The organism is Limnohabitans lacus, from assembly GCF_030053395.1.
In the GTDB taxonomy this organism is placed as follows: domain Bacteria; phylum Pseudomonadota; class Gammaproteobacteria; order Burkholderiales; family Burkholderiaceae_C; genus Limnohabitans_A; species Limnohabitans_A lacus.
The window spans coordinates 27941-51583 of the sequence record NZ_JASGBH010000007.1 but is presented as its reverse complement, the minus strand read 5'-3'; the positions used below and the strand labels follow the sequence as shown (position 1 = coordinate 51583).

Genomic DNA, 23643 nt, shown 5'->3' with positions numbered 1-23643 from the left:
CGAACGCTGCGGTGGGTTCACATCAACAGGTGTTCACCGGCGTTGTCGCCGCCCAGGATCACGTAGTTCACCTTGCGGATGTCCATCAGCTTGGTGCCACCGGCGTAGCTGATCGAGCTTTGCACGTCCTGCTCCATCTCGATCAGGGTGTTGGCCAGCTTGCCCTTGACAGGCTCCAGAATGCGCTTGCCTTCCACGTGCTTGTACTCGCCCTTGTTGAAGTCAGAGGCCGAGCCGTAGTACTCCTTGAACAACTCGCCGTTGACCTCGACGGTCTTGCCGGGCGACTCTTCGTGGCCAGCAAACAGCGAACCGATCATGACCATGCTCGCGCCAAAGCGGATGCTTTTGGCGATGTCGCCGTGGCTGCGGATGCCTCCGTCGGCAATGATCGGCTTGGTGGCCACGCGGGCGCACCACTTGAGGGCCGACAGCTGCCAGCCGCCCGTGCCAAAACCGGTCTTGAGCTTGGTGATGCAGACCTTGCCGGGGCCCACGCCCACTTTGGTCGCGTCCGCGCCCCAGTTTTCCAGATCGATCACGGCTTCGGGCGTGGCCACGTTGCCCGCGATCACAAAGCTCGTGGGCAGTTTGGCCTTGATGTAGCCGATCATGTCGCGCACGCTGTCGGCATGGCCGTGGGCGATGTCGATGGTGATGTACTCAGGCACCAAACCAGCGGCGGCCAGCTCGTCCACGGTAGCGCGGTCGGGGGCTTTGACGCCCAGCGAGATCGATGCGTAAACGCCCTTGGCATGCATGTCGCGCACGAACTGGACGTTGTCCAGGTCAAAACGGTGCATGACGTAGAAGTAATCGTTTTGCGCCATCCACAGGCAGATCGACTCGTCGATCACCGTTTTCATGTTGGCGGGCACCACCGGCAGTCGGAAGGTGCGGCTGCCCAAGGTGACGCCTGCGTCGCACTCGGAACGGCTTTCCACGCGGCACTTGCGTGGCAGCAACAGGATGTTGTCGTAATCAAAAATTTCCATGAGAAAACCAAGCTCCAAAAAGGATCGTTGAAAGAACGAGTGAGCGCTTGGCTTGGCCGGTTTTCTTGACCCTCAGGTTGAACCCGTTGCAGATTCAGGGCAAAAAAAACCGGGCGCAAGAATCTTGGGCCCGGTGGCTGATTCTACCCGGATTGTCTGACAGGTCGAAAGTGCCTGGAATCAGGGTTGGGGGACTTGGGGCCGCACATTGATTTTCAGGCGCGGCGCATCGTTTTGGGGGGCGGCGGGCCAATGCGCGTGGGCCACCGTGGATGAAGCCACCATGCCCAGCTGCGTGGAGCCGCAGTCGTAGGAGCCGGTGGCGCTGGGCTTGTACATGTAGCAGGCCAGGCGGCTCATGAGCTGCGAGAAAGTCAGGCGAAACATGTGAAGTTGTTGAAGGGGTCAATGCTGTCCATAAACGGTATATACAGTATGCGCCTTGTCAGAGGGTGGCGGTTCTAGAGAAAACCCTTGTTTGTCAACGGTTGTGAGCCCCCACGGGCTTCGCCATCGAGGGCTGTCCCTGTGTTGCCCAGTGGGCAGTGCAGGCGCAGGTCAGGCCGATGGCCAACGGTGCAGCTTCTACAATCCTTGCCTATGCTGTCAGACATCCCCCACACTTCATCCCCCTTGCTCGCCCAGCTCAACGAAGAGCAACACCGTGCGGTGGCCTTGCCGCCCGAGCACGCGCTGATTTTGGCGGGGGCGGGGTCGGGCAAGACGCGGGTGTTGACCACGCGCATCGCTTGGCTGCTGCAGACTTCGCAGGTTTCGCCCGGTGGCATTTTGGCGGTGACGTTCACCAACAAGGCCGCCAAGGAGATGAAGCTGCGTTTGCAGGCCATGCTGCCGGTGAACGTGAACGCGATGTGGATTGGTACTTTCCACGGCCTGTGCAACCGGTTTTTGCGGGCGCATCACCAGTTGGCGGGTTTGCCGCAGACCTTTCAAATTTTGGACACGCAAGACCAGTTGTCGGCTGTCAAGCGGCTGTGCAAGCAGTTCAATGTGGACGAAGACCGCTTTCCGCCCAAGCAGTTGCAGTATTTCATCTCGGGCTGCAAAGAAGACGGCCAGCGCCCCGGTGATGTGACGGTGCGCGACGACGAGACCCGCCGCAAGGTGGAGCTGTACCAGCTGTACGAAGAACAATGCCAGCGCGAAGGCGTGGTGGATTTTGGCGAGCTGATGCTGCGCTCGTATGAACTGCTGCGCGACAACGCGCATGTGCGCGAGCATTACCGCCGCCGCTTTCGCCACGTGTTGGTGGACGAGTTTCAGGACACCAACAAACTGCAATACGCTTGGCTCAAGCTGTTGGTGGGCTTGCCGGGCGAGGGCAGCGAAGGCGCCATCCTAGCTGTGGGCGACGACGACCAGAGCATTTACGCCTTCCGTGGGGCCCGCGTGGGCAACATGGCCGACTTTGTGCGCGAGTTCCAGGTGCAGCACCAGATCAAGCTGGAACAGAACTACCGCAGTTTCAGCAACATCCTGGACTCGGCCAACCACCTGATCAGCCACAACAAGACCCGCTTGGGCAAAACCTTGCGCACCGATCAGGGCGCGGGCGAGCCGGTGCGTGTGGTCGAGTCGGCCAGCGACTTTGCCGAAGCGCAGTGGCTGGTCGATGAATTGCGCCAGCTGGTCAAACAAGACGGTTTTGAGCGCAAGGAAGTGGCGCTGCTGTACCGCAGCAACGCGCAAAGTCGGGTGCTGGAAACTGCACTGTTCAATGCCGGGTTTCCGTACCGGGTGTATGGCGGCTTGCGCTTCTTTGAGCGGGCCGAGATCAAGCACGCGCTGGCTTATTTGCGCCTGATGGAGAACCCCAACGACGACACCAGCTTTTTGCGGGTGGTCAACTTTCCGCCACGCGGCATCGGAGCGCGTTCCATCGAGCAATTGCAAGACGCGGCCCGCGCCGCAGGCTGCTCGTTGCACGATGCGGTGAGCGCCACCACCGGCAAGGCAGGCGCCAATTTGGCCGCGTTTGTGGCCATGATTGATGTGTTGCGCGAGCAGACTGAAGGGCTGACGCTGCGCGAAATCATTGACCTGGTGCTGGACAAGACCGGCTTGGTCAACCACTACCGCGCCGAAAAAGAAGGCGCGGACCGGGTGGAGAACTTGGAAGAACTGGTCAACGCCGCCGAAAGCTTTGTCACGCAAGAAGGCTTTGGCCGCAGCGCGGTGGCCATGACGCAGGGCGGCTCAGTTTTGACGCAAAGCCCGGCCAGCCAGGGCCTGTCCAGCGATGCACCTGCCACGGATGAGTTCAGCGAAGACGGCGTGACCATGAGCCCGCTGGCGGCTTTCTTGACCCACGCTTCGCTGGAGGCGGGCGACAACCAGGCCCAAGCTGGTGAAGACGCAGTGCAGCTGATGACCGTGCACGCCAGCAAGGGCCTGGAGTTTGACGCGGTGTTCATCACCGGTCTGGAAGAGGGCTTGTTCCCGCACGAGAACTCGATGAACGATTTTGACGGCCTCGAAGAAGAGCGCCGCCTGATGTACGTGGCCATCACCCGTGCCCGCAAGCGCCTGTACCTGAGCCATTCGCAAACCCGCATGCTGCACGGCCAGACGCGCTACAACCTGAAAAGCCGCTTTTTTGACGAATTGCCCGAAGACTGTCTCAAGTGGATCACGCCCAAGCAGGCGGGCTTTGCCAATCTGGGCGGCAACGGTGGCGGATATAGCGGTGGATTGGGCGGCGGTGGTGGCTGGCCACAAACCCCTGCCCAAAACCGCCATGCCCGCCCAGCCTGGGGCCAAAGCAGCCTGAGCACCGAAACCTACAAGAGCCCGCCGGTGCCGGTGCAAAAAGCCGCGCCGGAGCACGGCATCACCGCAGGCAAGCAAGTTTTTCACACCAAGTTTGGTGAAGGCAAAGTGCTGGCGGTGGAGGGCACAGGGGCCGATGCGCGTGCTCAGGTGAACTTCCCGCGCCACGGCGTGAAATGGCTGGCGCTGAGCGTGGCCAAACTCACGCTGGTGTGAGCGGATGTGCACCTCTGCTGGCCATCGCTTGCAGGCAAGCTCCTACAAAAATGCCTTCTGGCTTGCATGTGTAGGAGCCAGCCCTGCTGGCGATGGTTCGCTTGTTCTGACTTGGCGGACGCCAGACTGAACGACAATCATCACTTTTGAACACTTGAGAAGCCCATGAAAATTGGAAAAGATACCGTCGTCACCATGCACTACAAAGTGGTGAACGCCCAAGGCCAACTGTTGGACAAGGCGCAAGAGCCGACCTCGTACCTGCATGGCGGCTACGAGAACACCCTGCCCAAGATCGAGGAAGCGCTGGAAGGTCAGGACGTGGGCTTTGAGACCACTTTGAAGCTGGCCGCAGCCGATGCCTTTGGCGAACGCGACGAGACGCTGGTGCAGACCATCTCCAAAAAAGACTTTCCGCCCGGCGTTAAGGTCGGCGGTCAGCTGCGTGGCCGCACGCCCGAAGGCCAAGAGCAGGTGTTCACCGTCATCAAGATCAAAGGCGACCAGGTCATCCTGGACGGCAACCACCCCTGGGCCGGTCAGAACCTGAGCTTGAGCCTCAAGGTGCTGGAAGTGCGTGCCGCTTCAGCCGAAGAGGTCACACACCGTCATGCGCACGGTGCGCATGGGCATCACCACTGACCTGAAAACAGTCGCGGACCGAGTACACCATCGAGGTGAAAAACATGGCCGCGACCATCAGCCCGGCGGGCATCAAAATGGCCATCAGCAAGCTGGCATCGCCCAGCAAGCTGGCGACCAACATCGAGACCAGCGCCACCCCGATGAACACGCCAAACCAGACCGCCACGTAGACCATGAAGGCGCGCAGATTGCGCCAGCAGGCCACAAAGCTGAAAAACAAGCTTTTGACCGGGGCCACGCCTTGCCAATGCACCAGCGCGGGGGCATGCCAAAACATCATGGCCAGTGGAACGTAGAGCACCATGGACACCCACATCGCGGCTTGAAACGATGCTGAGTTGACGACTTCGGGCGTCATGTTGGCGCCCGTCAGGTACACGCGGGCAAAGGTGCCGCCGTCCACCACCATCGAAACGCCCATGATGATCAGAAATGCCAGCGCATACCAAGCGCCCAGCTGCAGCATGGCTTTGCGTTGCGGGCCGGATTTGAGGGCCGCAAACAACAGGCCGGGCATGGGAAAACGTTTGTCTTCGGCCACTTCGGTGGCGGCCATCATGCCCAAGGTCAAGGCGGGCAGCAGCACCAGCGCCAAGGCGCCGCCAATCAGCGGCACGATGGACATCACCGAGACCACCGCCATGAACAAAAAGAACAAGCCCGACAGGGCCAGCGGTTGACGCCAAAAAGTGCGGATGCCCTGGCGGGCCCAAGTCAAGCCGGTGCGAGCCGGAACGATGTTCAGTTGCATGGGCTCAGTAGATCAAAGCGACAGGGGTTGCGCAATTCGCCCGCGCAAAACCCGTTCAAAGTGTGTGGGGTCATGGGGTTTGAGCATCGAGGCCTCGCGTGGCAGGTGGTAGTCCCACAGGCGTGAAATCCAAAAGCGCAAAGCGCCCGCACGCAGCATGGCGGGCAGCAAGTCGCGCTCCGCCGCACTCAAGGGGCGCACAGCGGCATAGCCCTTCAGCATGGCTTGGGCACGCTCGCTGTCGTGCAAGCCGCTGGGCAGATCGATGCACCAGTCGTTCAGGCACACGGCCAGGTCAAACAACCAGGTGTCCACACCCGCGAAATAGAAATCGAAAAAGCCCGTCAGCTGCTCGCCGTCGAACATCACGTTGTCGCGGAACAAGTCGGCATGCACCGGGCCACGGGGCAGGGCGCTGTAGGCGGAGCTGGCGGCGATGTGGTTTTGAAAGGCCAGTTCGCTGCGCAGCAGGGCCGCTTGGGCCTCATCGAGGTGGGGCAGCACCACCGGCACCGTCTCGTTCCACCAGGGCAGGCCGCGCAAGTTGGGCTGGCTGCGGTTGAAGTCGGCCCCTGCCAGGTGCATGCGCGCGAGCATGTCGCCCACGGCGGCGGCGTGGACCGCCTGGGGTTGCAGCTGGCTTTTGCCGGCCAATTTGTTGACCACGGCAGCGGGTTTGCCGCTCACGGTGTGCAGGATGTCGCCATCGCGGTTGGCCGCAGGGTCGGGCACCGGAATGCCGCGTCCGGCCAGGTGCTTCATCAAGAACAGATAAAAAGGCAGCTGTTCTTTCGTCAGGCGTTCGAACAGGGTGAGAACGTACTCGCCTTGGCTTGTGGTGGCGAAGTAGTTGGTGTTTTCAATGCCGCCCTCAATGCCGCGCAAAGCGGTCAGCTTGCCCAGATTCAGGGACTGCATCAGGTCATCGGCCTGGGCTTCGGAGACTTCGGTGAATACCGCCATGGGAAAGCTTGTGAGGGGCCAGAGGGCTGGCCGGATGGGAAAGTGTCGATTGTAGAGGGGCAAGAAAGTGCTTGGAGCCGGTACACAATCGGGGGATGAGCGAAAACACCCCCGAAACATCCAAGCCGACCCTCTTGCTGGTCGATGGCTCCAGCTACCTGTACCGCGCCTTCCATGCCATGCCGGACTTGCGGGCCGTGCCCGGCGACCCCACCAGCGCTGCCACCGGGGCCATTCGCGGCATGATCAACATGATGGAGCGGCTGCGCAAAGATGTGCCCACCGTCTACGCCGCTTGCGTTTTCGATGCCAAGGGTCCCACATTCCGCGACGCGCTGTACCCCGAATACAAGGCCAACCGCAGCCCCATGCCCGACGATTTGCGCAGCCAAATCGAGCCGATCCACGAATTGGTGCGCCTGATGGGCTGGACGGTGCTGGACGTGCCTGGGGTGGAAGCCGACGACGTGATCGCCACCTTGGCTCATGTGGCCGCTCAGCAAGGCATCCCAGTCACGGTGTCGAGCGGCGACAAGGACTTGAGCCAATTGGTCAACGAGCACATCACCATCATCGACACGATGAACGGCAAGGTGCGCGATGTGGCGGGTGTCACCGAAGAGTTTGGCGTGCCGCCTTCGCTGATGATCGACTACCAAACCCTGGTGGGCGACACGGTGGACAACGTGCCCGGTGTGGCCAAGGTGGGCCCCAAGACGGCGGCCAAATGGCTGATGGAATACGGCTCGCTCGACAAGCTCATGGAAAACGCCCACGCGATCAAGGGCGTGGCGGGCGAGAACCTGCGCCAGGCGGTGGACTGGCTGCCCAAGGGCCGGGCGCTGGTGACCATGAAAACCGATTGCGACCTGAACGGCTGGGTGCCCGATTTGCCCTCGCTGGCCAGCTTGCACCTGCACGAGCCCGACAAAGACAAGCTGCTCAATTTCTACCAGACCTATGGTTTCAAGGGGCTGGTGCAGTCGCTGGGTGGGGCCGTGCCCGCGCCTGTGGCCAAAGCCAAAGCGGCCAAACCCAAAGACACGGGCATGGGGGATTTGTTTGGTGGCGACGAGACGGAAGCGGCCCCGGCACTGCCCGAGTTGGACAGTGCCGCCAGCGCCGTGCAAGGTGATTTGAAATACGACACGGTGCTCGACTGGGCCCTGTTCGATCAGTGGTTGGCTCGCATCGAGCAATCAGCCCTTACTGCGATTGACACCGAAACCACTTCGCTCGACGCCATGCGCGCCGAGATCGTGGGTATTTCGCTCAGCGTCACGCCCGGCGAAGCGGCCTACATCCCGCTGGCCCACAACGGCCCGGGTGCGCCCGAGCAACTGCCGCAGGCCGATGTGCTGGCCAAGCTCAAGCCCTGGCTGGAAAACCCGGCCCGACATAAGCTGGGCCAGAACATCAAATACGACCGCCATGTGTTCGCCAACCACGGCATCGAGGTACAGGGCTACGCGCACGACACCATGCTGGAGAGCTATGTGCTCGAAGTCCACAAGCCGCACGGCCTGAGCAGTCTGGCCGAGCGCCATGTGGGCCGCCGGGGCGTGACCTACGAAGACCTGTGCGGCAAGGGTGCGCACCAGATCCCGTTTGCGCAGGTCGATGTGGACAAAGCTGCGCACTATTCCTGCGAAGACTCTGACCAGTGCCTGGACGTGCATTTGGCGCTGTGGCCGCAGATCGAGGCGTACGCCGGGCTCAAGTACGTTTACGACCTGGAAATTGCCACCAGCGAAGCGCTCTACCGCATCGAGCGCAACGGTGTGCTGATCGATGCGCCCACGCTGGCCGCGCAAAGCCAGGCGCTGGGCGAGCGCATCGTTCAGCTCGAAACCGAGGCCTACGAGATCGCCGGCCAGCCCTTCAACCTGGCCAGTCCCAAGCAGCTGGGCGAAATCTTTTTTGACAAGCTGGGCCTGCCTGTCATCAAGAAAACCGCCACCGGGGCACGCAGCACCGACGAAGAGGTGCTCGAGAAACTGGCCGAGGATTACCCGCTGCCCGCCCGCATCTTGGAGCACCGCAGCCTGGCCAAGCTCAAAGGCACTTACACCGACAAGCTGGCGCAGCTGGCTTTGCCGCGCACGGGCCGTGTGCACACGAATTACGCGCAAGCGGTGGCCGTCACAGGCCGTTTGTCCAGCAACGACCCCAACCTGCAAAACATCCCGGTGCGCACCGCCGAAGGGCGCAAGGTGCGCGAGGCCTTTGTGGCGCCGGCGGGTTGTGTGATTGCCAGCGCCGACTACAGCCAGATCGAGCTGCGCATCATGGCGCACCTGAGCGACGACGCGGCCTTGCTCAAAGCCTTTCACGAAGGGCTGGACGTGCACAAGGCCACGGCGGCCGAGGTGTTTGGCGCCACGCCCGACACCGTGAGCAGCGAGCAGCGCCGCTACGCCAAGACCATCAACTTCGGCCTGATCTACGGCATGAGCGCCTTTGGTCTGGCCAAGGCCTTGGGCATCGACAACACCGCGGCCAAGAACTACATCACCCGCTATTTTGAGCGCTTTGCGGGCGTCAAACACTACATGGACGCCACCCGCGAACAGGCCAAGGCGTTGGGCTATGTCGAGACCGTGTTTGGCCGCCGCCTGATGCTGCCCGAGATCAACAGCCCCAACGGCCCGCGCCGCGCCGGGGCCGAACGCGCCGCCATCAACGCACCCATGCAGGGCACGGCCGCCGACCTGATCAAACTGAGCATGGTCGCGGTGCAAAAGGCGCTCGACGAACAAGGCAAGGCCACCAAGGTCATCATGCAGGTGCACGACGAACTGGTGTTTGAGGTGCCTGAATCAGAAATCGAGTGGGTGCGCACCGAGGTGCCGCGCATCATGGCGGGTGTGGCCAATCTGAAAGTGCCGCTCTTGGCCGAAGTGGGTTTTGGGCCTAATTGGGAGCAGGCGCACTGATTGACGCCCGTCGCACCGTGCAGCGCACGTAGTTGGGTCAAGTGCTGGGCTGCTGGGCGCCATTCGCGATGGCACTGGCTGTCATTGCGAGGAGCGCAGCGACGTGGCCATCCAGTGGCCGTGATGGGTCTGGCACTGGATCGCCACGCTTCGCTCGCGATGACGGATCAGAGGATGAGCCATCGCCGAGCTGAGATTCAGCCGAACTCCCTGAAGCCCTTGAGCGCTGGCAGCGGCGCAAAGTTCGCCTCGCGTTTTTGTTGCATGGCGCTGATCGCCTCGCGCACATTGGCGTTGCTCCAGATCGCGCCTTGCAGCCAGCCCATGTGGCGCAGGCTGTCTTCGGTGCTGTGGTCGCGGGCGTAGTGCAGCACTTGCTTGGTGCCCCAGATGGCCACGGGCGGTTTGCTGGCGATTTCTTTGGCCGCTTGCACGGCGGCGGCCACGGTGGCTTCGTGGGTGGGCAGCACTTCGTTCACCAGGCCGTGGGCCAGCGCCTTGTCGGCACTCAGGCGGCGGCCCGTGTAGGCCAGTTCTTTGACCAGCGCCATGGGCAGCAGCTTGGGCAGGCGTTGCAGCGTGCCCACGTCGGCCACCATGCCGATGTTGATTTCTTGGATGCAAAAGAACGCGTCGGCCGAGGCATAGCGCATGCAACAGGCGGTCACCATGTCCACCGCGCCGCCAATGCAGCCGCCGTGGATGGCCGCGATCACCGGGATGCGCAACTCTTCGAGCAAGGTGAAGGTGTGCTGCATGTCGGTCAGCAGGTCGTACACGGCCGAGCGGCCTTCGGCGCTGGTGTCGTCCATCTGGATGGCGCTGCCAAAGGTTTGCAGGTCCATGCCCGCGCTGAAGTGTTTACCGGTGCTCGAGATCACCAGCGCCCGCGCCGTGCCCGCTTTGTGGATGTCGGTCAGCACCTCGTGCAGCTCGCGCCAAAAGGTAGGATGCATGGTGTTCATCGCCTCGGGGCGGTTCATCACCAGGTGGGCCACATGGCCCTCAGTCGTCAGGGAAAAGCAGCTCAGTTTGTTCATGGGGTGTCTCCTGCGGTGAAGGGTAACGCGCGGACTCGGCTGGCACTGTCCCGGCTTTGACCAGCGAGCCCACCCGTACGCCCAGAAGGCGCAGACGTCGTGACAGGTCCACCCGCTTGAGGCATTGCCCCGCGATCTGGCGGATCTGCTTGGGGTCGGCGGTGTATTCGCTCAGGGTTTGGTCGCGGGTGACCGCCTGGAAGTTGTCATAGCGCAGCTTGATGCCGATGGTTTTGCCTTCGTAGCCCTTGCGCTGTAAATCGGCCGCCACCTGCTGGCACAGGCGAGTGAAAACGGCGCCCAGCTCTTCGCGGTCGCGCACGGCATGCAGGTCGCGCTCAAACGTGGTTTCGCGGCTCATGCTGACGGGCTCGCTCTCGGTCTCCACCGGGCGGTCATCGCGGCCCCAGGCCGCCTCGTGCAGCCACGCACCGTAGCTTTTGCCAAAGTTTTCTACCAACCAGTGCAGCTCACGTCCGGCCAGGTCGCCAATGGTGTGGATGCCAAAGCCTTTGAGCTTTTCATCGGCCTTGGGCCCCACGCCGTTGATCTTGCGGCAGGCCAGCGGCCAGATCAGGGTTTGCAGGTCGTCTTCGCGGACGATGGAAATGCCGTTGGGCTTGTTGAACTCGCTGGCCATCTTGGCGATCAGCTTGTTGGGCGCCACGCCCACAGAGCAGGTCAAGCCCGTCGCGTCAAAAATGCTTTTCTGGATCAGCCGTGCCAGCACGCGCCCGCCCTCGCGTTGGCCGCCGGGCACGTGGGTGAAGTCGATGTAGACCTCGTCCACGCCCCGGTCCTGCATGACGGGGGCGATGTCGGTGATGATGGCTTTGAAGGTGCGCGAGAAATGCCGGTAACGGTCAAAGTCCACCGGCAACAAAATGGCCTGCGGACACAGCTTGGACGCTTTCATGAGGCCCATGGCAGAGCCGATGCCGAACTGCCTGGCCGCATAGGTGGCGGTGGTGATCACGCCTCGCCCGGTGTAGCCCTCGATGCGCGGAAAGAAGTCGACTGGAATCTCATCGAGCCGCTCGGCAAAGTTGTCCTCGGTCCATTCGCCGTCGGGGTAGGCCGCCTGCAGCTTGCCCAGCAGATCGTCTTCTTTGCGCCGGCCACCGCCAATGACCACCGGCATTCCCTTGAGTTGCGGGTAGCGCAGCAACTCGCAGGACGCGTAGAACGCGTCCATGTCGAGGTGGGCAATGCGGCGCACAGGGCTAAATGGTGTGGCGACGGAAGGGGCGATGGTCACCCTTCAAGCATAGCGCGAGCCGCCAGCGCTCAGGCGGTCGGGAAGGTGCCCGGCAGCAAGATGTTGGTGTTGACGTTCTGGATGTCGGTGTGGCCACAAAAGGCCATGGTCACGTCCAGCTCTTTGTGGATGATTTGCAGCGCTTTGGTCACGCCTTCTTCACCCATGGCACCCAAGCCATAGGCCATGGCGCGGCCGATCATGGTGCCTTTGGCGCCCAGGGCCCAGGCCTTGAGCACGTCCTGGCCGCTACGGATGCCGCCGTCCATCCAGACTTCGATCTGGCTGCCCACGGCGGCCACGATGGCCGGCAGGGCTTCGATGCTGCTGGGTGCGCCATCCAGTTGGCGACCGCCGTGGTTGCTGACCACGATGGCATCGGCCCCGCTGGCCACGGCCAGCTTGGCGTCTTCCACGTCCATGATGCCCTTCAAGATCAGCTTGCCGCCCCATTGTTTCTTGACCCAGGCGATGTCTTCCCAATTCAGGGTCGGGTCAAACTGCTCGTTGGTCCACGAGGCCAGCGACTTCATGTTGGTCACGGCTTTGACGTGGCCCACCAGGTTGCCGAAGGTGTGGCGTTTCGTGCCGGCCATGCCCAGGCACCAGCGGGGCTTGGTCATCAGGTTGATGATGTTGGCGAGGGTGGGGCGGGGTGGCGCGGTCAGGCCGTTTTTGAGGTCTTTGTGGCGCTGGCCGATCACTTGCAAATCGAGCGTGAGCACCAGGGCGCTCACGTTGGCGGCCTTGCAGCGGTCGATCATGCGGATCATGGCATCGCGGTCCCGCATCATGTAGAGCTGAAACCAAAACGGCGCTTGCGTGTGCGCTGCGATGTCTTCGATGGAGCAGATGCTCATGGTCGAGAGGGTGAAGGGGATGCCGAACTTCTTGGCCGCCATGGCCGCGTGCATTTCGCCGTCGGCGTGCTGCATGCCCGTCAGGCCCACGGGGGCGATGCACACGGGCATTTTGGTGTCGATGCCGACCATTTTTGTGGCGGTGGTGCGGTTTTCCATGTTCACAGCCACGCGCTGGCGCAGCTTGATCTTGTGAAAGTCGGTTTCGTTGGCGCGGTAGGTGCCCTCGGTCCAGGAGCCACTGTCGGCATAGTCGTAGAACATGCGCGGCACGCGCTTTTCGGCCAAAACGCGCAGGTCTTCGATGTTGGTGATCACGGGCATGGGGGCGGTCTCCGGGTGGTTTGTCTGTTGTCAAAAGCAACAGGCATCCTAGCCGCCGAAGGCCGTCAGGGCTGTGAAACTTGGGACAGCCGCTGTGAAATTTCTTGGTGTCCGGTTGAAGGGATGGCCCCGCAGGAGCCGAACTTTGCTGGGCGATCGGCTGAGCTGCGCTCAGCTGGTGCAGCTGACGCTGCCGCAACCGGACATGGTCACGTTCTTGATGGCCGATGGGTCGGCCAAGGTTTCGGTCACGCTGTCAAAACCCACGGACTTCAGGTGAGCGGCCAAGCCCGCGTCCATGCTGTTGGCATGACCTGGAAACCATTCGGCCAGTGCTTCAGCCATGCGACTGATGATGGTCGTGTCGCTGTCGAGGTAGTGGGCTTCCACCACGCGCATGGTTTCCAAGATGGTGGCATGGTGCTCGGCGTGGCAGTTGTCGGCCGAAAAGCCGGTGGCCAGCATCCAGCGTTCTTCCTGTGCAAAGTGCTCGACCGTGTGGTTCAGGAACTCTTTGTAGATGGGCAATTGCTCAGCCTCAGGCGTGGCCAGGATCTTGTTGATCATGTCCACAAACTCTTGGTGCGTCTCATCCATGCGCGCATCGCCGGTGGTGAGCGATTCGGTCCAGGGCATCAGGGTGGGGGCAGCAGTGGTCATGTCGGTCATGGGAGTGGTTTAACGCCTGCAAGGGCGTTGAGATGCCAAATTATGGCGGAGGAAGCGGCTTGGCTGGGCGTTCACCCAGCCAGCCCACGATCACCCCAGGGGTTTCAAGCCAAACGGCCGCGGTGCCGCGCAATCTGCACCCGCACCTGCGCAGGCGCTGTGCCGCCCAAGGTGTTGCGGGCATTCAGCGAGCCTTGCAGGCTGAGTGGGCCGAACACATCGGCTTCGATGCGGCTGTCGAACTTTTGCAGGGTTTCCAGCGGCAGCTCTGACAGGTCCACGCCCAGGCCTTGGGCAGTCTTGACCGCGTGGGCCACCACCTCGTGGGCGTCACGGAAGGGCAGGCCCTTTTTAACGAGGTAATCGGCCAAGTCGGTGGCCGTGGCGTAGCCCTTTTTCACAGCCGCTTCCATCGCGGCAGCGTTCACGGTGATGCCGCCTTCTTTTTGGCCGGTGGCGGGGGTGACCTGGCCGCCGACCATTTCGCTGAAAATGCGCAGGGTGTCTTTGAGCGTGTCCACGGTGTCGAACAGCGGCTCTTTGTCTTCCTGGTTGTCCTTGTTGTAGGCCAGGGGCTGGCCCTTCATCAGGGTGATCAGGCCCATCAGGTGGCCGACCACGCGACCGGTTTTACCGCGTGCCAGCTCGGGCACATCGGGGTTTTTCTTCTGCGGCATGATGGACGAGCCGGTGGTAAAGCGGTCGGCAATGCGCACAAAGCCAAAGTTTTGGCTCATCCACAAGATCAGCTCTTCAGAGAAGCGGCTGATGTGCACCATGCACAGCGAAGCTGCGGCGGTGAATTCGATCGCAAAGTCGCGGTCACTCACGCCGTCCAGGCTGTTTTGGCAAACCTGTGCGTTGCCTTGTTCATCGACCATGCCCAGAGTGCGGGCCACGCGTTCGCGGTCCAGCGGGTAGGTGGTGCCGGCCAAGGCGGCGCTGCCCAAAGGCAGGCGGTTGGTGCGGCGGCGCACGTCGCTCATGCGCTCGGCGTCGCGGCTGAACATTTCCACATAGGCCAACAGGTGGTGGGCAAAGCTCACGGGCTGGGCCACTTGCAGGTGGGTGAAGCCCGGCAGGATCACTTCGACGTTTTGCTCGGCCACATCGACCAGCGACTTTTGCAGGTCCACCAGCAAATCGATGATCAGGTCCATCTCGCTGCGCAACCACAGGCGCACATCGGTGGCCACTTGGTCGTTGCGGCTGCGGCCTGTGTGCAGGCGCTTGCCCGCGTCGCCCACCAGCTGGGTCAGACGCGCTTCGATGTTCAGGTGCACATCTTCCAGGTCGAGCTTCCACTCGAAAGCGCCGGACTCGATCTCTTGCGTGATTTGCGCCATGCCGCGCAGGATGTCGGCGTGGTCGTTGGTGCTGATGATGCCTTGCTCGGCCAGCATCTCGGCGTGCGCCAAAGAGCCCTGGATGTCGGCTTGCCACAGGCGCTTGTCAAAGAACACGCTGGCGGTGTAGCGCTTGACCAACTCGCTCATGGGTTCAGAAAAGAGCGCGGACCAGGCTTGGGATTTTTTGTCGAGTTGGTTTGTCATAGCCCCCGATTTTATCGGGCGGCAAGCCGCCGCCCGAAATCAGATCTCAACCCGTGTTGCGCAAGCCCGCCGCGATCCCGTTGATCGAGATGTGGATGCCGCGCTGCACCCGTTCATCGGCCAAGCCTGCCCGGTAGCGGCGGATCAGCTCGACTTGCAGGTGGTGCAGGGGGTCGATGTACGGAAAGCGGTGGCGGATCGAGCGGGCCAGCGCCGGGTTGCTTTCCAAGCGGTTTTTCTCGCCGGTGATCTGGGCCAGGGCGTCGGCCGTGCGGTGCCATTCGGCTTCGATCGCAGCAAAGATTTTTTTGCGCAGGCGGGCATCGCCCACCAGTTCGGCATACCGGGAGGCCAAGGCCAGGTCGCTCTTGGCCAGCACCATGTCCATGTTGGACAGCAGGGTGCGGAAAAACGGCCACTGGCGGTACATTTTTTGCAGCAAGGCCAGCGCGGCTTTGCGCTCGGCCGCGTCGGGTTTGTCCAAAAAGGCTTGAACCGCCGAGCCAAAGCCCAGCCAGCCGGGCAGGGTTAGGCGGCATTGGCCCCAGCTGAAGCCCCAGGGGATGGCCCGCAGGTCCTCGATTTTTTGCAGGGCTTTGCGCGATGCGGGGCGCGAACCGATGTTCAGCTGGGCCAGCTCTTTGAGTGGGGTGGCGCCAAAGAAGTAGTCGGTGAATCCCGGGGTGTCGTACACCAGCCCCCGGTAGGCGTCCATGCTGGCCTCGGACAGCTCGGCTGCCGCGTCCAGAAAAGCCCGTGTGGCGGGTTTGGTGGGTTGCAGCAGGGTGGCTTCCAAAGTGGCGGCGACCAGGGTTTCCAGATTGCGGCGGCCGATTTCGGGGTTGGCGAATTTGGCGCCAATGACTTCGCCTTGCTCGGTCAAGCGGATCTGACCGCGCACGGTGCCGGGCGGCTGCGCCAAGATGGCTTGGTAGCTGGGGCCACCGCCCCGGCCCACCGTGCCACCTCGGCCGTGGAACATGCGCAAGGTGATGCCGTGGCTGCGTTCGAGTTTCTCAAACAACTCGACCAGCGCGATCTCGGCGCGGTAGAGCTCCCAGTTGCTGGTGAAGATGCCGCCGTCCTTGTTGCTGTCCGAATAGCCCAGCATGATGTCTTGCTCGCCGCCCGAGCGCTGGATCAGCGCGGCCACACCGGGCAGGGCATAAAAGTCGCGCATGATGGGTGCGGCGTTGCGCAGGTCTTCGATGGTCTCGAACAGCGGCACCACGATGAGGTCGTTGATGGCGTCACCGTCCAGCGTGCCGCGCATCAGGCCCACTTCTTTTTGCAGCAGCAAGACTTCGAGCAAATCGCTCACGGTTTCGGTGTGGCTGATGATGTAGTGGCGGATCGACTGCTGGCCAAAGCTGCCGAGCATGCGCTTGGCGGTTTCAAAAATGGCCAGCTCCGACACGGCATGTTCGCTGTAGTCGGCACCCGGCACGCGCAGCGGGCGGGCATCGTTCAGCAGGCCCAGCAGCAGGGCTTGCTTGGCGTGTTCGTCGAGCTGGCTGTAGTGCTTTTCGACACGGGCTGTCGTCAACAGTTCGGCCACCACTTGTTCGTGTTGGTCTGAACTTTGGCGCAGGTCCACCGTGGCCAGGTGGAAGCCAAACACTTCGACGGCGCGGATCAGCGGGTGCAGTCGCTGGGCGGCCAAGGCCTCGGCGTGGTGGCTGCACAGAGACGCTTCGATCACGCGCAGGTCGGCCAAAAAGGCCTCGGCACTGCCGTAGGGGTTTTGCGGGGCCACGGCGTGACGTGCGGCGTCGCCACCCGTGAGGCCTTTGAGGGTGGCGGCCAGGCGCGCGTAAATGCCCGTGAGCGCTCTGCGGTAGGGCTCGTCCTGGCGGTGTTCGTTGGTGTCGGGCGAGCGCTCGGCCAAGGCCAGCATGTCGGGGCCAAAGGGCACCAACATGGCCGACAGGGACAATTCGCTGCCCAGGTAGTGCACCTCGGTCAGGTAATGGCGCAGGGCCACATCGCTTTGACGGGTCAGCGCGTGTTCCAAGGTTTTCGCGGTCACATTGGGGTTACCGTCGCGGTCACCGCCAATCCACTGGCCCATGCGCAAAAAGCTGGCAATGGGCTGACCGGGCAGGGCTTCTTCCAGCTCGGCATAGAGCTTGGGGATTTCGCGCAAAAAAGTCGCTTCGTAGTAACTCAGCGCATTTTCAATCTCATCCGCGACGGTGAGCTTGGTGAAGCGCAGCAGGCGGGTTTGCCACAACTGCATCACTCGGGCACGGATTTGTTGCTCATTGGCTGCCAGCTCTTTGGGGGTCAGTGCGTCCTTGGCGGCATTGACCGCAGCGGCGCGGGCCTTGATGGCATCGCGCTCGGTCAGCAGGTGGGCAATGTCGCGCTCGGCGTCCAGAATGCTTTTGCGCTGCACTTCGGTGGGGTGGGCGGTGAGCACAGGTGAGACGAAGCTGGTGGCCAACATGTCCGAAATGCTTTTGGGCGTGATGCCCGCCCAGCGCAGGCGCTGCAGCGCCACGTCGATGCTGCCTTCTTGGGTGTGGCCTGCACGTTCGTGGATGGCGCGGCGGCGGATGTGGTGGCGGTCTTCGGCCAGGTTGGCCAGGTGCGAGAAATAAGTGAAGGCGCGGATCACGCTCACAGCGCGGTCGCCAGGCAGGCCCTTGAGCAGCTTTTTCAGCGCCTTGTCGGCTTCATGGTCGGCGTCGCGACGGAAAGCCACCGACAGCTTGCGGATTTGCTCCACCAGTTCATACGCTTCGGGGCCTTCTTGCGTGCGGATCACGTCGCCCAAAATGCGACCCAAGAGGCGAATGTCTTCGACCAGGGGGCGTTCGCTGTCGCGTTTGTCGGTTTTGCTGGCGCGAGCGGCGGTTTTGGCGGGTGCTGCGGCGGTGTCTTTGGGGGCCTGTTTCATCGAGAGGTGTGCGGTGAAGGGTGTTTCGGCAAGGGGGTGTGCAGCGCTTGTGGCGCCGTGCCTCATGCTAGCATCGGCCAGCCCTGATTAATTACCAACCGGTTTCATCTTGATGAGGCCTTTTTGCCGGGAAATCCCACGTGTCCAAGCCGCAAGCACCCCACATCGTCATCGCCACCCGTGAAAGCCGACTGGCGCTGTGGCAGGCCGAGCATGTCAAAGCTTTGCTCGAAGGCTTGGGCTGCACCGTGCAATTGCTGGGCATGACCACGCAAGGCGACCAGATCCTGGACCGCAGTTTGAGCAAAGTGGGTGGCAAGGGTTTGTTTGTGAAAGAACTCGAAGTGGCCTTGCACGAAGGCCGCGCCGACATCGCGGTGCATTCGCTCAAGGATGTGCCCATGGACATGCCCGAAGGTTTTGAGCTGGCTTGCGTGATGGCGCGCGAAGACCCACGTGATGCTTGGGTGTCTTCCACCTATGCCCGGCTTGAAGACTTGCCGCAAGGCGCGGTGGTGGGCACATCGAGCCTGCGCCGCACGGTGCTGCTGCGTGCCTTGCGCCCCGATTTGAAGATCGAGCCTTTGCGCGGCAACTTGGACACCCGTTTGCGCAAGCTCGACGAAGGCCAGTATGCGGGCATCGTGCTCGCAGCGGCAGGCCTCAAGCGCTTGGGGTTGACCGACCGCATTCGCCATATTTTTGAAACCACCGAGATGCTGCCCGCCGCAGGCCAAGGCGCCTTGGGCATTGAAATTCGCAGCGACCGCGCTGATTTGCGTGCCTTGCTGGCGCCGCTGGCCGACAGCGTGACTTGGCAGCGCGTGGCCGCCGAGCGGGCCGTGAGCCGCGCCATGGGCGGCAGCTGCTCCATGCCTTTGGCGGCGCACGCGGTCATGGACGGTGGTGCGCTCAAGCTGCAAGCGGCCTGGGGCGACCCGCAAGGCGACACCACCTTGGTGACGGCGGCGTCGGACATCGCTGCGACGGACTTGCCTGCAGCCGAGGCCTTGGGCCTGCGCGTGGCGCAGGCGCTGCAGCAGGGCGGGGCGCATTAAGCCGCCATGTCAGCCCTGACCACGGTCCTGGTCACCCGCCCCGAGCGCGAAGCCGGGCCTTGGGTGCAGGCCTTGCAGGCCGAAGGCGTGCAGGCCGAGGCCTTTGCCTTGATCGAGATTGCACCGCTGCCCGATGTGCAGGCATTGCAGTCGGCCTGGCAGCTGGTGCCCCAGTGCTTCGCGGTGATGTTTGTCAGCGCCAATGCGGTGCGCTTTTTCATGGCCGCTCAGCCTGCAGGCGTGGCCTTGCACGCTTGCCGCGCTTGGGCCACCGGTCCGGGCACACAAGCGGCCTTGCTGGCGGCGGGATGGCCTGCAGACCACATCGATGCACCCCCTGCCGATGCCCAACAGTTCGACTCGGAGGCTTTGTGGGCCGTCGTGTCTGAAAGCGCCCGTGCAGCCAAGGCGCAGGCTCAGGCTCAGGCCACCGTTTTGATCGTGCGCGGGGCAGACGCCACAGGCCAGCTGGCCGGGCGCGACTGGCTGGCCCAGCAGATCGAAGACGTGGGCCTGAAGCTTGCACAGACCGTGGCCTATGTGCGCCGCGCACCGGCCTTGTCCGATGCGCAGCAAGCCCGGGCACAACAAGCCACGCACAGCGGTGCGTGGTGGCTGTTCAGCAGCTCAGAGGCGGCGGTGCATTTGCAGCAGGCTTGCCCGGGGCTGGACGTGTCCACGGCACAAGCTTTGGCCACCCACCCACGCATTGCCGAGCGTTTGCGCCTGTCGGGCTGGGGGCGTGTGCATCTGGTGCCTGCGTCACTGAAATCGCAAGCTGAATCGATAAAATCACTTTCATGACCTCCATGCCCGATCAAGCACCCGCCCCTGAAACCGCAGCGCCTGCTGCCCCTTTCCTGCGGCACTGGAAAATCTGGCTGGCGCTGGGCGTGGCCGCTGTGGCTTTGCTGGTGTCGGTGGCCTTGTGGCAAAAACTCTCTCGCATTCAAGAGCAGCTGGCGCGGCAAAGCGCCGATGCCGGTCAGCAGTCGCTCGAAGCCAAAGCCTGGGCCAAGCAGGCGCAAGACACCGTCAAGGACAGCGCCGCTCGACTGGGGCTGGTCGAGGCCCGCTTGGGCGAAGTGGCCCTGCAGCGCAGCCAGCTGGACGAGTTGATACAAAGCCTGTCACGCTCACGCGATGAAAACCTGGTGGTGGACATCGAAGCGGCCTTGCGCATGGCTCAGCAGCAAGCCCAACTGACCGGCAGCGCCGAGCCTTTGGTGGCCGCCCTCAAATCGGCCCAGCAGCGGGTGCAACGCGCGGCCCAGCCGCGTCTGGCCCCAGTGCAGCGGGCCCTCGAAAAAGACCTGGAGCGGTTGAACGCCACCCCCGCTTTTGACCTGCCCGGCTTGTTGATCAAGTTGGACGAGGGCGTGGCCATGGTGGACAGCCTGGTGCTGGCCAATCAGCAACTGCCCGCGCAGATGCCCCAGCCCAAAGTGGATGCCCAGGGCGCGCCTGTGGCACCTTCTTGGTGGATGGCAGGGTTGAACCGTTTTGGCGACCAGCTGCGTGATTTGGTGCGTGTGAGCCGCATCGACTCCCCCGATGCCGCCTTGGTTTCGCCAGAGCAAAGCTTTTTCTTGCGCGAAAACCTCAAACTCAAGCTGCTCAATGCCCGTTTGGGTTTGCTGGCCCGGCAAAAAGACGCGGCCCGCAACGACTTGGGCTCGGCTGCGGTCATGGTGCGCCGCTACGCCGATGGGACCTCGCGCAAAACTACCCAAATGCTTCAATTGCTGGAGCAAGCGGGTGTGCAAATGAAGTCCAGCGAGTTGCCGCGCCTGGAGGCGTCGCTGACCGCCTTGTCCACCGCTGCGGCAGGAAGGTAAGTCCATGCGCGCAGCTCTGTGGCTATTGAGTTTGTTTGCACTGGCCTCAGCCGGTGCATGGCTGGCTGGCAACAACCAAGGCACGGTGACGGTGTTCCTGTCGCCTTACCGTGTGGACCTGTCGCTCAATTTGGTGCTCCTGGTCTTGGCTTCGGTGGTGTTTTTGGTGGTCGTGGCGCAGCAAGCCTTGGCCGCTTTGTTCGCTTTGCCTAAGCAGGCGCAGCGCTGGCGTTTGCAGCAAAAAGAGCGCGCCGCCCATGCGGCTTTGCTCGATGCGATCAGCCACTTCATGGCCGGGCGTTTTTTGCGGGCCCGCAAGTCGGCGCAAAACGCCCTGGAAAAAGAATCCGCCATGCAAGCGGCCGGCTTGACGCTGGACCATGCGGTGTCCTTGCGCACACTCTCCCACGTCTTGGCGGCCGAGTCGGCCCACGCTTTGCAAGACAAGGCCCTCCGGCAGCACCATTTGGCCCAAGCCGTCATGCAAGCCCAAGAAGGCACGGCTGCCGAGCGACAGACGCTGACCGAAGGCGTGCAGTTGCGCGCGGCACGCTGGTTGCTCGATGACCGCGACGCCAAGGCCAGTCTGGACCGTCTGCAAGAGTTGCCCACCGCTGTGGGGCGCCGCATGGTGGCCATGCGCTTGTTGCTCAAAGCGTCGCGTTTGGCGGGGCAAACCGCGCAAGCGCTCGACACCGCGGTGCTGCTGTCCAAGCACCGTGCCTTCTCGCCTGCAGCAGCCGAGAGCCTGGTGCGTGGCTTGATCCTGGAGTGGCTCACGCAAGTGCGTGACGCAGAGGGTGTGCAAAAGCTCTGGCAAAAATTGAACCCCAGCCAACGCAAGATGCCCGATGTGGCGGCCGAAGTGGCCTTGCGCTTCATGGCCTTGGGCGGGGCGGCGGCCACAGCCCGCTTGTGGTTGGAGCCATTGTGGGCACCGATGCAGGCAGGTGCCGCCGACTGGTCTCCTTTTCAACAGCTGCGCGTCGTGCAAGCGCTGGAGTTGAGCCTGCCCGATCCGCAAGCCGCCGATGCGCGACAAAGCCTGGCCCGTGTGGAGGGTTTGCAACAGGCCCAGCCGCGTGATCCGCGTTTGCAGTACCTGGCGGGCATGGTGTGTTTGCGCCACCGCCTGTGGGGCAAGGCCCAGGCCTTGTTGACGCAAGCGGCCAAGGGCTTGCAAGAGCCTGAGCTGCAGCGCCGCACCTGGTTGGCGCTGGCCGAATTGGCCGAACAACGCGAAGACGCTGCCGCCGCCGCGCAGGCTTGGAAGCAAGCCGCCTTGGTCGGCGCCTGAACCGCTTGGGTTTTGATCGGCGGCCCGCGGTGAACCACGCTGCTTTGCCCCGGGTGCTGATTGTGGGCGGCGGCTACACCGGCGTTTGTTTGGCGGTTCAGTTGGTGCGGCAAACCGCGCAGCCCTTGGCCATCACCCTGGTTGAGCCGCGTGCCCAGTTGGGGCAAGGCATGGCCTACTCGACCACCGACCCTGATCACCGCCTGAATGCACCCACTTATGTGCACACGGCCATCCCGCAAGAGGCCTGGCATTTCACCCGTTGGTGTCAAGCGCAAGGCTTGAATCAAACCGACCCCCATGCCCTGCATGCCGATGGTGCGCGGTACATGCGCCGATCTGACTTTGCGCGCTATCTGGCCCAGACGCTGGAGGCCCACGCTCATGGGTCGGTCAATGGCTGCCAGATCTCGCATGTCCAAGACGTGGCCGTGGACGCGCAGCGCACCGCCACGGGCTGGCATTTGCGCACACGAGCTGGTCAGGTGATTCAGGCGGACATGCTCTTGTTGGCCACTGGCAACCCGCCTTTGCGCTTGCCCCCACCGTTTGCAGACGCTTGGCGGGATCACCCTGCGGTGATCGAAAACGGTTTGGACACCCAGCGCCTGAAGGCCATCCCCTTGGATGCGCGGGTCTTGGTCTTGGGCGGCGGATTGACCGCGCGTGACGCCCTGGCCACTTTGCTGGGCCAAGGCCATGCGGGCCCTCTGGTGGTGATGTCCAGGCGTGGCTTGATGCCCAAACCGCAAGGGCCGGTGTTGCCTGTGCTGACCCAAATCGACTCCCCCGGAGTGCTCGACCAATTGCCAGGGGGTGTGCTCATGGACCGATTGGCCAACCCCGTCCCTGACTTTTTGCAACAAGCGGGGCCTGCGCCAACCGTCAGGGCTTTGCTCAGAGCGCTTCGCCAACGCATGGCGCAGGTCTCGGTCGAAGGCGTGGGCTGGACGGTGCCGTTTGATGAACTGCGCGATGCTTTGTGGCAGTTGTGGCCGCGCTTGCCGCTGGCACAAAAGCACAGGTTTTTCCAGCGCTTGCGGGTTTGGTACGACGTGCACCGATTTCGCTCGGTGCCACAAACCGACACCGCTGTGCAAAAGGCCTTGGCCGCTGGCCAGTTGCAGTTTTGGGCAGGACAGGTTCAGGCAGCGGCCCAGGCCACATCGGGCCCCGGTTTGCGTTTGAGCCTTTCGCGCAAAGTCGATGGACAGCGGCAGCACAGCGCCGAAACATTCGATGTTGTGGTCAATTGCACGGGCCTGGACACGGCGGCGGGCCTGGCTGAAAACCCCTTGCTGCAGAGCTTGACCGCGCAAGGCCATGTGCGCCTGGACGATGTGCGCATGGGCTTGGCCGTGGATGCCCAGTGCTGCGCCTTGAATGCGGCAGGGCAGGCGCAAGCCGATTTGCGCGTGGTGGGTCCCGCCACCTTGGGCACCTTCGGAGACCCCATCGGCGCCATGTTCATCGGTGGCCATGTGGCCCGGACGGTGCCGGACATGCTGCGGGTTATACAAGGCGCATGAAAAAAGCCGAACCCAGGGG

General features: G+C 62.8%; 18 protein-coding genes. 8 read left to right on the top strand and 10 right to left on the bottom strand.

Annotated features, from left to right (window positions below; translation table 11 throughout):
- Positions 1–17: 17 nt before the first annotated feature.
- Entirely contained in the window at positions 18–995 is a 978-nt protein-coding gene (locus QLQ16_RS10300; protein WP_283224607.1) for a GMP reductase, read from the bottom strand.
- A 180-nt stretch (positions 996–1175) separates the two neighbouring features.
- Entirely contained in the window at positions 1176–1382 is a 207-nt protein-coding gene (locus tag QLQ16_RS10295) for a hypothetical protein (protein ID WP_283224606.1), read from the bottom strand.
- 213 nt (positions 1383–1595) lie between these two features.
- On the opposite strand from QLQ16_RS10295, the gene QLQ16_RS10290 reads away from it, so the two are divergent.
- Together QLQ16_RS10290 and QLQ16_RS10285 are read left to right on the top strand one after the other, a co-directional pair.
- Complete coding sequence (locus QLQ16_RS10290; protein ID WP_283224605.1) at positions 1596–4001, top strand: UvrD-helicase domain-containing protein; 2406 nt, start codon at positions 1596–1598, stop codon at positions 3999–4001.
- 165 nt (positions 4002–4166) lie between these two features.
- A complete protein-coding gene (locus QLQ16_RS10285; RefSeq protein ID WP_283224604.1) occupies positions 4167–4643 on the top strand; it encodes an FKBP-type peptidyl-prolyl cis-trans isomerase in 477 nt (158 codons plus the stop codon).
- On the opposite strand, the gene QLQ16_RS10280 is transcribed toward QLQ16_RS10285, so the two are convergent.
- Positions 4600–5397 carry a BPSS1780 family membrane protein gene (locus QLQ16_RS10280; RefSeq protein ID WP_283224603.1) on the bottom strand — a complete coding sequence of 266 codons (798 nt, stop codon included), beginning with the start codon at positions 5395–5397 and terminating at the stop codon, positions 4600–4602. The two genes, QLQ16_RS10285 and QLQ16_RS10280, sit on opposite strands and share 44 nt — an antisense overlap.
- 12 nt (positions 5398–5409) lie before the next feature.
- Complete coding sequence (locus tag QLQ16_RS10275) at positions 5410–6360, bottom strand: homoserine kinase (protein WP_283224602.1); 951 nt, start codon at positions 6358–6360, stop codon at positions 5410–5412.
- A gap of 95 nt (positions 6361–6455) precedes the next feature.
- Between QLQ16_RS10275 and polA the strand changes: the two genes are divergently transcribed.
- Positions 6456–9296 carry a DNA polymerase I gene (polA, locus tag QLQ16_RS10270; RefSeq protein ID WP_283224601.1) on the top strand — a complete coding sequence of 947 codons (2841 nt, stop codon included), beginning with the start codon at positions 6456–6458 and terminating at the stop codon, positions 9294–9296.
- 197 nt (positions 9297–9493) lie between these two features.
- On the opposite strand, the gene QLQ16_RS10265 is transcribed toward polA, so the two are convergent.
- The 6 genes from QLQ16_RS10265 to ppc form a co-directional block, all read right to left on the bottom strand.
- Positions 9494–10336, bottom strand: a complete 843-nt coding sequence (locus QLQ16_RS10265; RefSeq protein WP_283224600.1) for an enoyl-CoA hydratase-related protein — start codon at positions 10334–10336, stop codon at positions 9494–9496.
- Positions 10302–11531 carry a DNA polymerase IV gene (dinB, locus tag QLQ16_RS10260; RefSeq protein ID WP_283224744.1) on the bottom strand — a complete coding sequence of 410 codons (1230 nt, stop codon included), beginning with the start codon at positions 11529–11531 and terminating at the stop codon, positions 10302–10304. The genes QLQ16_RS10265 and dinB overlap by 35 nt, the downstream gene beginning before the upstream one ends.
- 92 nt (positions 11532–11623) lie before the next feature.
- Positions 11624–12778 carry an alpha-hydroxy acid oxidase gene (locus QLQ16_RS10255; RefSeq protein WP_283224599.1) on the bottom strand — a complete coding sequence of 385 codons (1155 nt, stop codon included), beginning with the start codon at positions 12776–12778 and terminating at the stop codon, positions 11624–11626.
- A gap of 171 nt (positions 12779–12949) precedes the next feature.
- Positions 12950–13438, bottom strand: coding sequence for a bacteriohemerythrin (locus QLQ16_RS10250; RefSeq protein WP_283224598.1), 489 nt, complete (start codon positions 13436–13438; stop codon positions 12950–12952).
- A 113-nt stretch (positions 13439–13551) separates the two neighbouring features.
- Positions 13552–15000 (bottom strand): argininosuccinate lyase, encoded by a 1449-nt coding sequence (argH, locus tag QLQ16_RS10245; RefSeq protein ID WP_283224597.1) that lies wholly within the window; start codon positions 14998–15000, stop codon positions 13552–13554.
- A gap of 46 nt (positions 15001–15046) precedes the next feature.
- Positions 15047–17968 (bottom strand): phosphoenolpyruvate carboxylase, encoded by a 2922-nt coding sequence (ppc, locus tag QLQ16_RS10240; RefSeq protein WP_431310407.1) that lies wholly within the window; start codon positions 17966–17968, stop codon positions 15047–15049.
- 74 nt (positions 17969–18042) lie between these two features.
- On the opposite strand from ppc, the gene hemC reads away from it, so the two are divergent.
- From hemC to QLQ16_RS10215, 5 genes are read left to right on the top strand one after another with little or no spacing between them, the layout of a single operon-like run.
- Positions 18043–18960: a hydroxymethylbilane synthase gene (gene hemC / locus QLQ16_RS10235; protein WP_283224595.1), complete on the top strand. Its 918-nt coding sequence runs from the start codon at positions 18043–18045 to the stop codon at positions 18958–18960.
- A 6-nt stretch (positions 18961–18966) separates the two neighbouring features.
- Entirely contained in the window at positions 18967–19764 is a 798-nt protein-coding gene (locus tag QLQ16_RS10230; protein WP_283224594.1) for a uroporphyrinogen-III synthase, read from the top strand.
- Entirely contained in the window at positions 19761–20798 is a 1038-nt protein-coding gene (locus QLQ16_RS10225) for a uroporphyrinogen-III C-methyltransferase (RefSeq protein WP_283224593.1), read from the top strand. The genes QLQ16_RS10230 and QLQ16_RS10225 overlap by 4 nt, the downstream gene beginning before the upstream one ends.
- Positions 20799–20802: 4 nt before the next feature.
- Positions 20803–22095, top strand: coding sequence for a heme biosynthesis protein HemY (locus tag QLQ16_RS10220; RefSeq protein ID WP_283224592.1), 1293 nt, complete (start codon positions 20803–20805; stop codon positions 22093–22095).
- 29 nt (positions 22096–22124) lie between these two features.
- Positions 22125–23624 carry an FAD/NAD(P)-binding protein gene (locus QLQ16_RS10215; RefSeq protein ID WP_283224591.1) on the top strand — a complete coding sequence of 500 codons (1500 nt, stop codon included), beginning with the start codon at positions 22125–22127 and terminating at the stop codon, positions 23622–23624.
- Positions 23625–23643: the final 19 nt, after the last annotated feature.

Bases quoted from the DNA above. Each gene is read 5' to 3' on its own strand.
- argH (WP_283224597.1), bottom strand. From the start codon at position 15,000: ATGACAAACCAACTCGACAAAAAATCCCAAGCCTGGTCCGCGCTCTTT.
- QLQ16_RS10255 (WP_283224599.1), bottom strand. From the start codon at position 12,778: ATGCCCGTGATCACCAACATCGAAGACCTGCGCGTTTTGGCCGAAAAG.
- QLQ16_RS10265 (WP_283224600.1), bottom strand. From the start codon at position 10,336: ATGAACAAACTGAGCTGCTTTTCCCTGACGACTGAGGGCCATGTGGCC.
- QLQ16_RS10225 (WP_283224593.1), top strand. From the start codon at position 19,761: ATGACCTCCATGCCCGATCAAGCACCCGCCCCTGAAACCGCAGCGCCT.
- QLQ16_RS10285 (WP_283224604.1), top strand. From the start codon at position 4,167: ATGAAAATTGGAAAAGATACCGTCGTCACCATGCACTACAAAGTGGTG.
- ppc (WP_431310407.1), bottom strand. From the start codon at position 17,968: ATGAGGCACGGCGCCACAAGCGCTGCACACCCCCTTGCCGAAACACCC.
- QLQ16_RS10290 (WP_283224605.1), top strand. From the start codon at position 1,596: ATGCTGTCAGACATCCCCCACACTTCATCCCCCTTGCTCGCCCAGCTC.
- dinB (WP_283224744.1), bottom strand. From the start codon at position 11,531: ATGGACGCGTTCTACGCGTCCTGCGAGTTGCTGCGCTACCCGCAACTC.
- QLQ16_RS10220 (WP_283224592.1), top strand. From the start codon at position 20,803: ATGCGCGCAGCTCTGTGGCTATTGAGTTTGTTTGCACTGGCCTCAGCC.
- QLQ16_RS10300 (WP_283224607.1), bottom strand. From the start codon at position 995: ATGGAAATTTTTGATTACGACAACATCCTGTTGCTGCCACGCAAGTGC.
- QLQ16_RS10280 (WP_283224603.1), bottom strand. From the start codon at position 5,397: ATGCAACTGAACATCGTTCCGGCTCGCACCGGCTTGACTTGGGCCCGC.
- QLQ16_RS10295 (WP_283224606.1), bottom strand. From the start codon at position 1,382: ATGTTTCGCCTGACTTTCTCGCAGCTCATGAGCCGCCTGGCCTGCTAC.
- QLQ16_RS10275 (WP_283224602.1), bottom strand. From the start codon at position 6,360: ATGGCGGTATTCACCGAAGTCTCCGAAGCCCAGGCCGATGACCTGATG.
- polA (WP_283224601.1), top strand. From the start codon at position 6,456: ATGAGCGAAAACACCCCCGAAACATCCAAGCCGACCCTCTTGCTGGTC.
- QLQ16_RS10230 (WP_283224594.1), top strand. From the start codon at position 18,967: ATGTCAGCCCTGACCACGGTCCTGGTCACCCGCCCCGAGCGCGAAGCC.
- QLQ16_RS10250 (WP_283224598.1), bottom strand. From the start codon at position 13,438: ATGACCACTGCTGCCCCCACCCTGATGCCCTGGACCGAATCGCTCACC.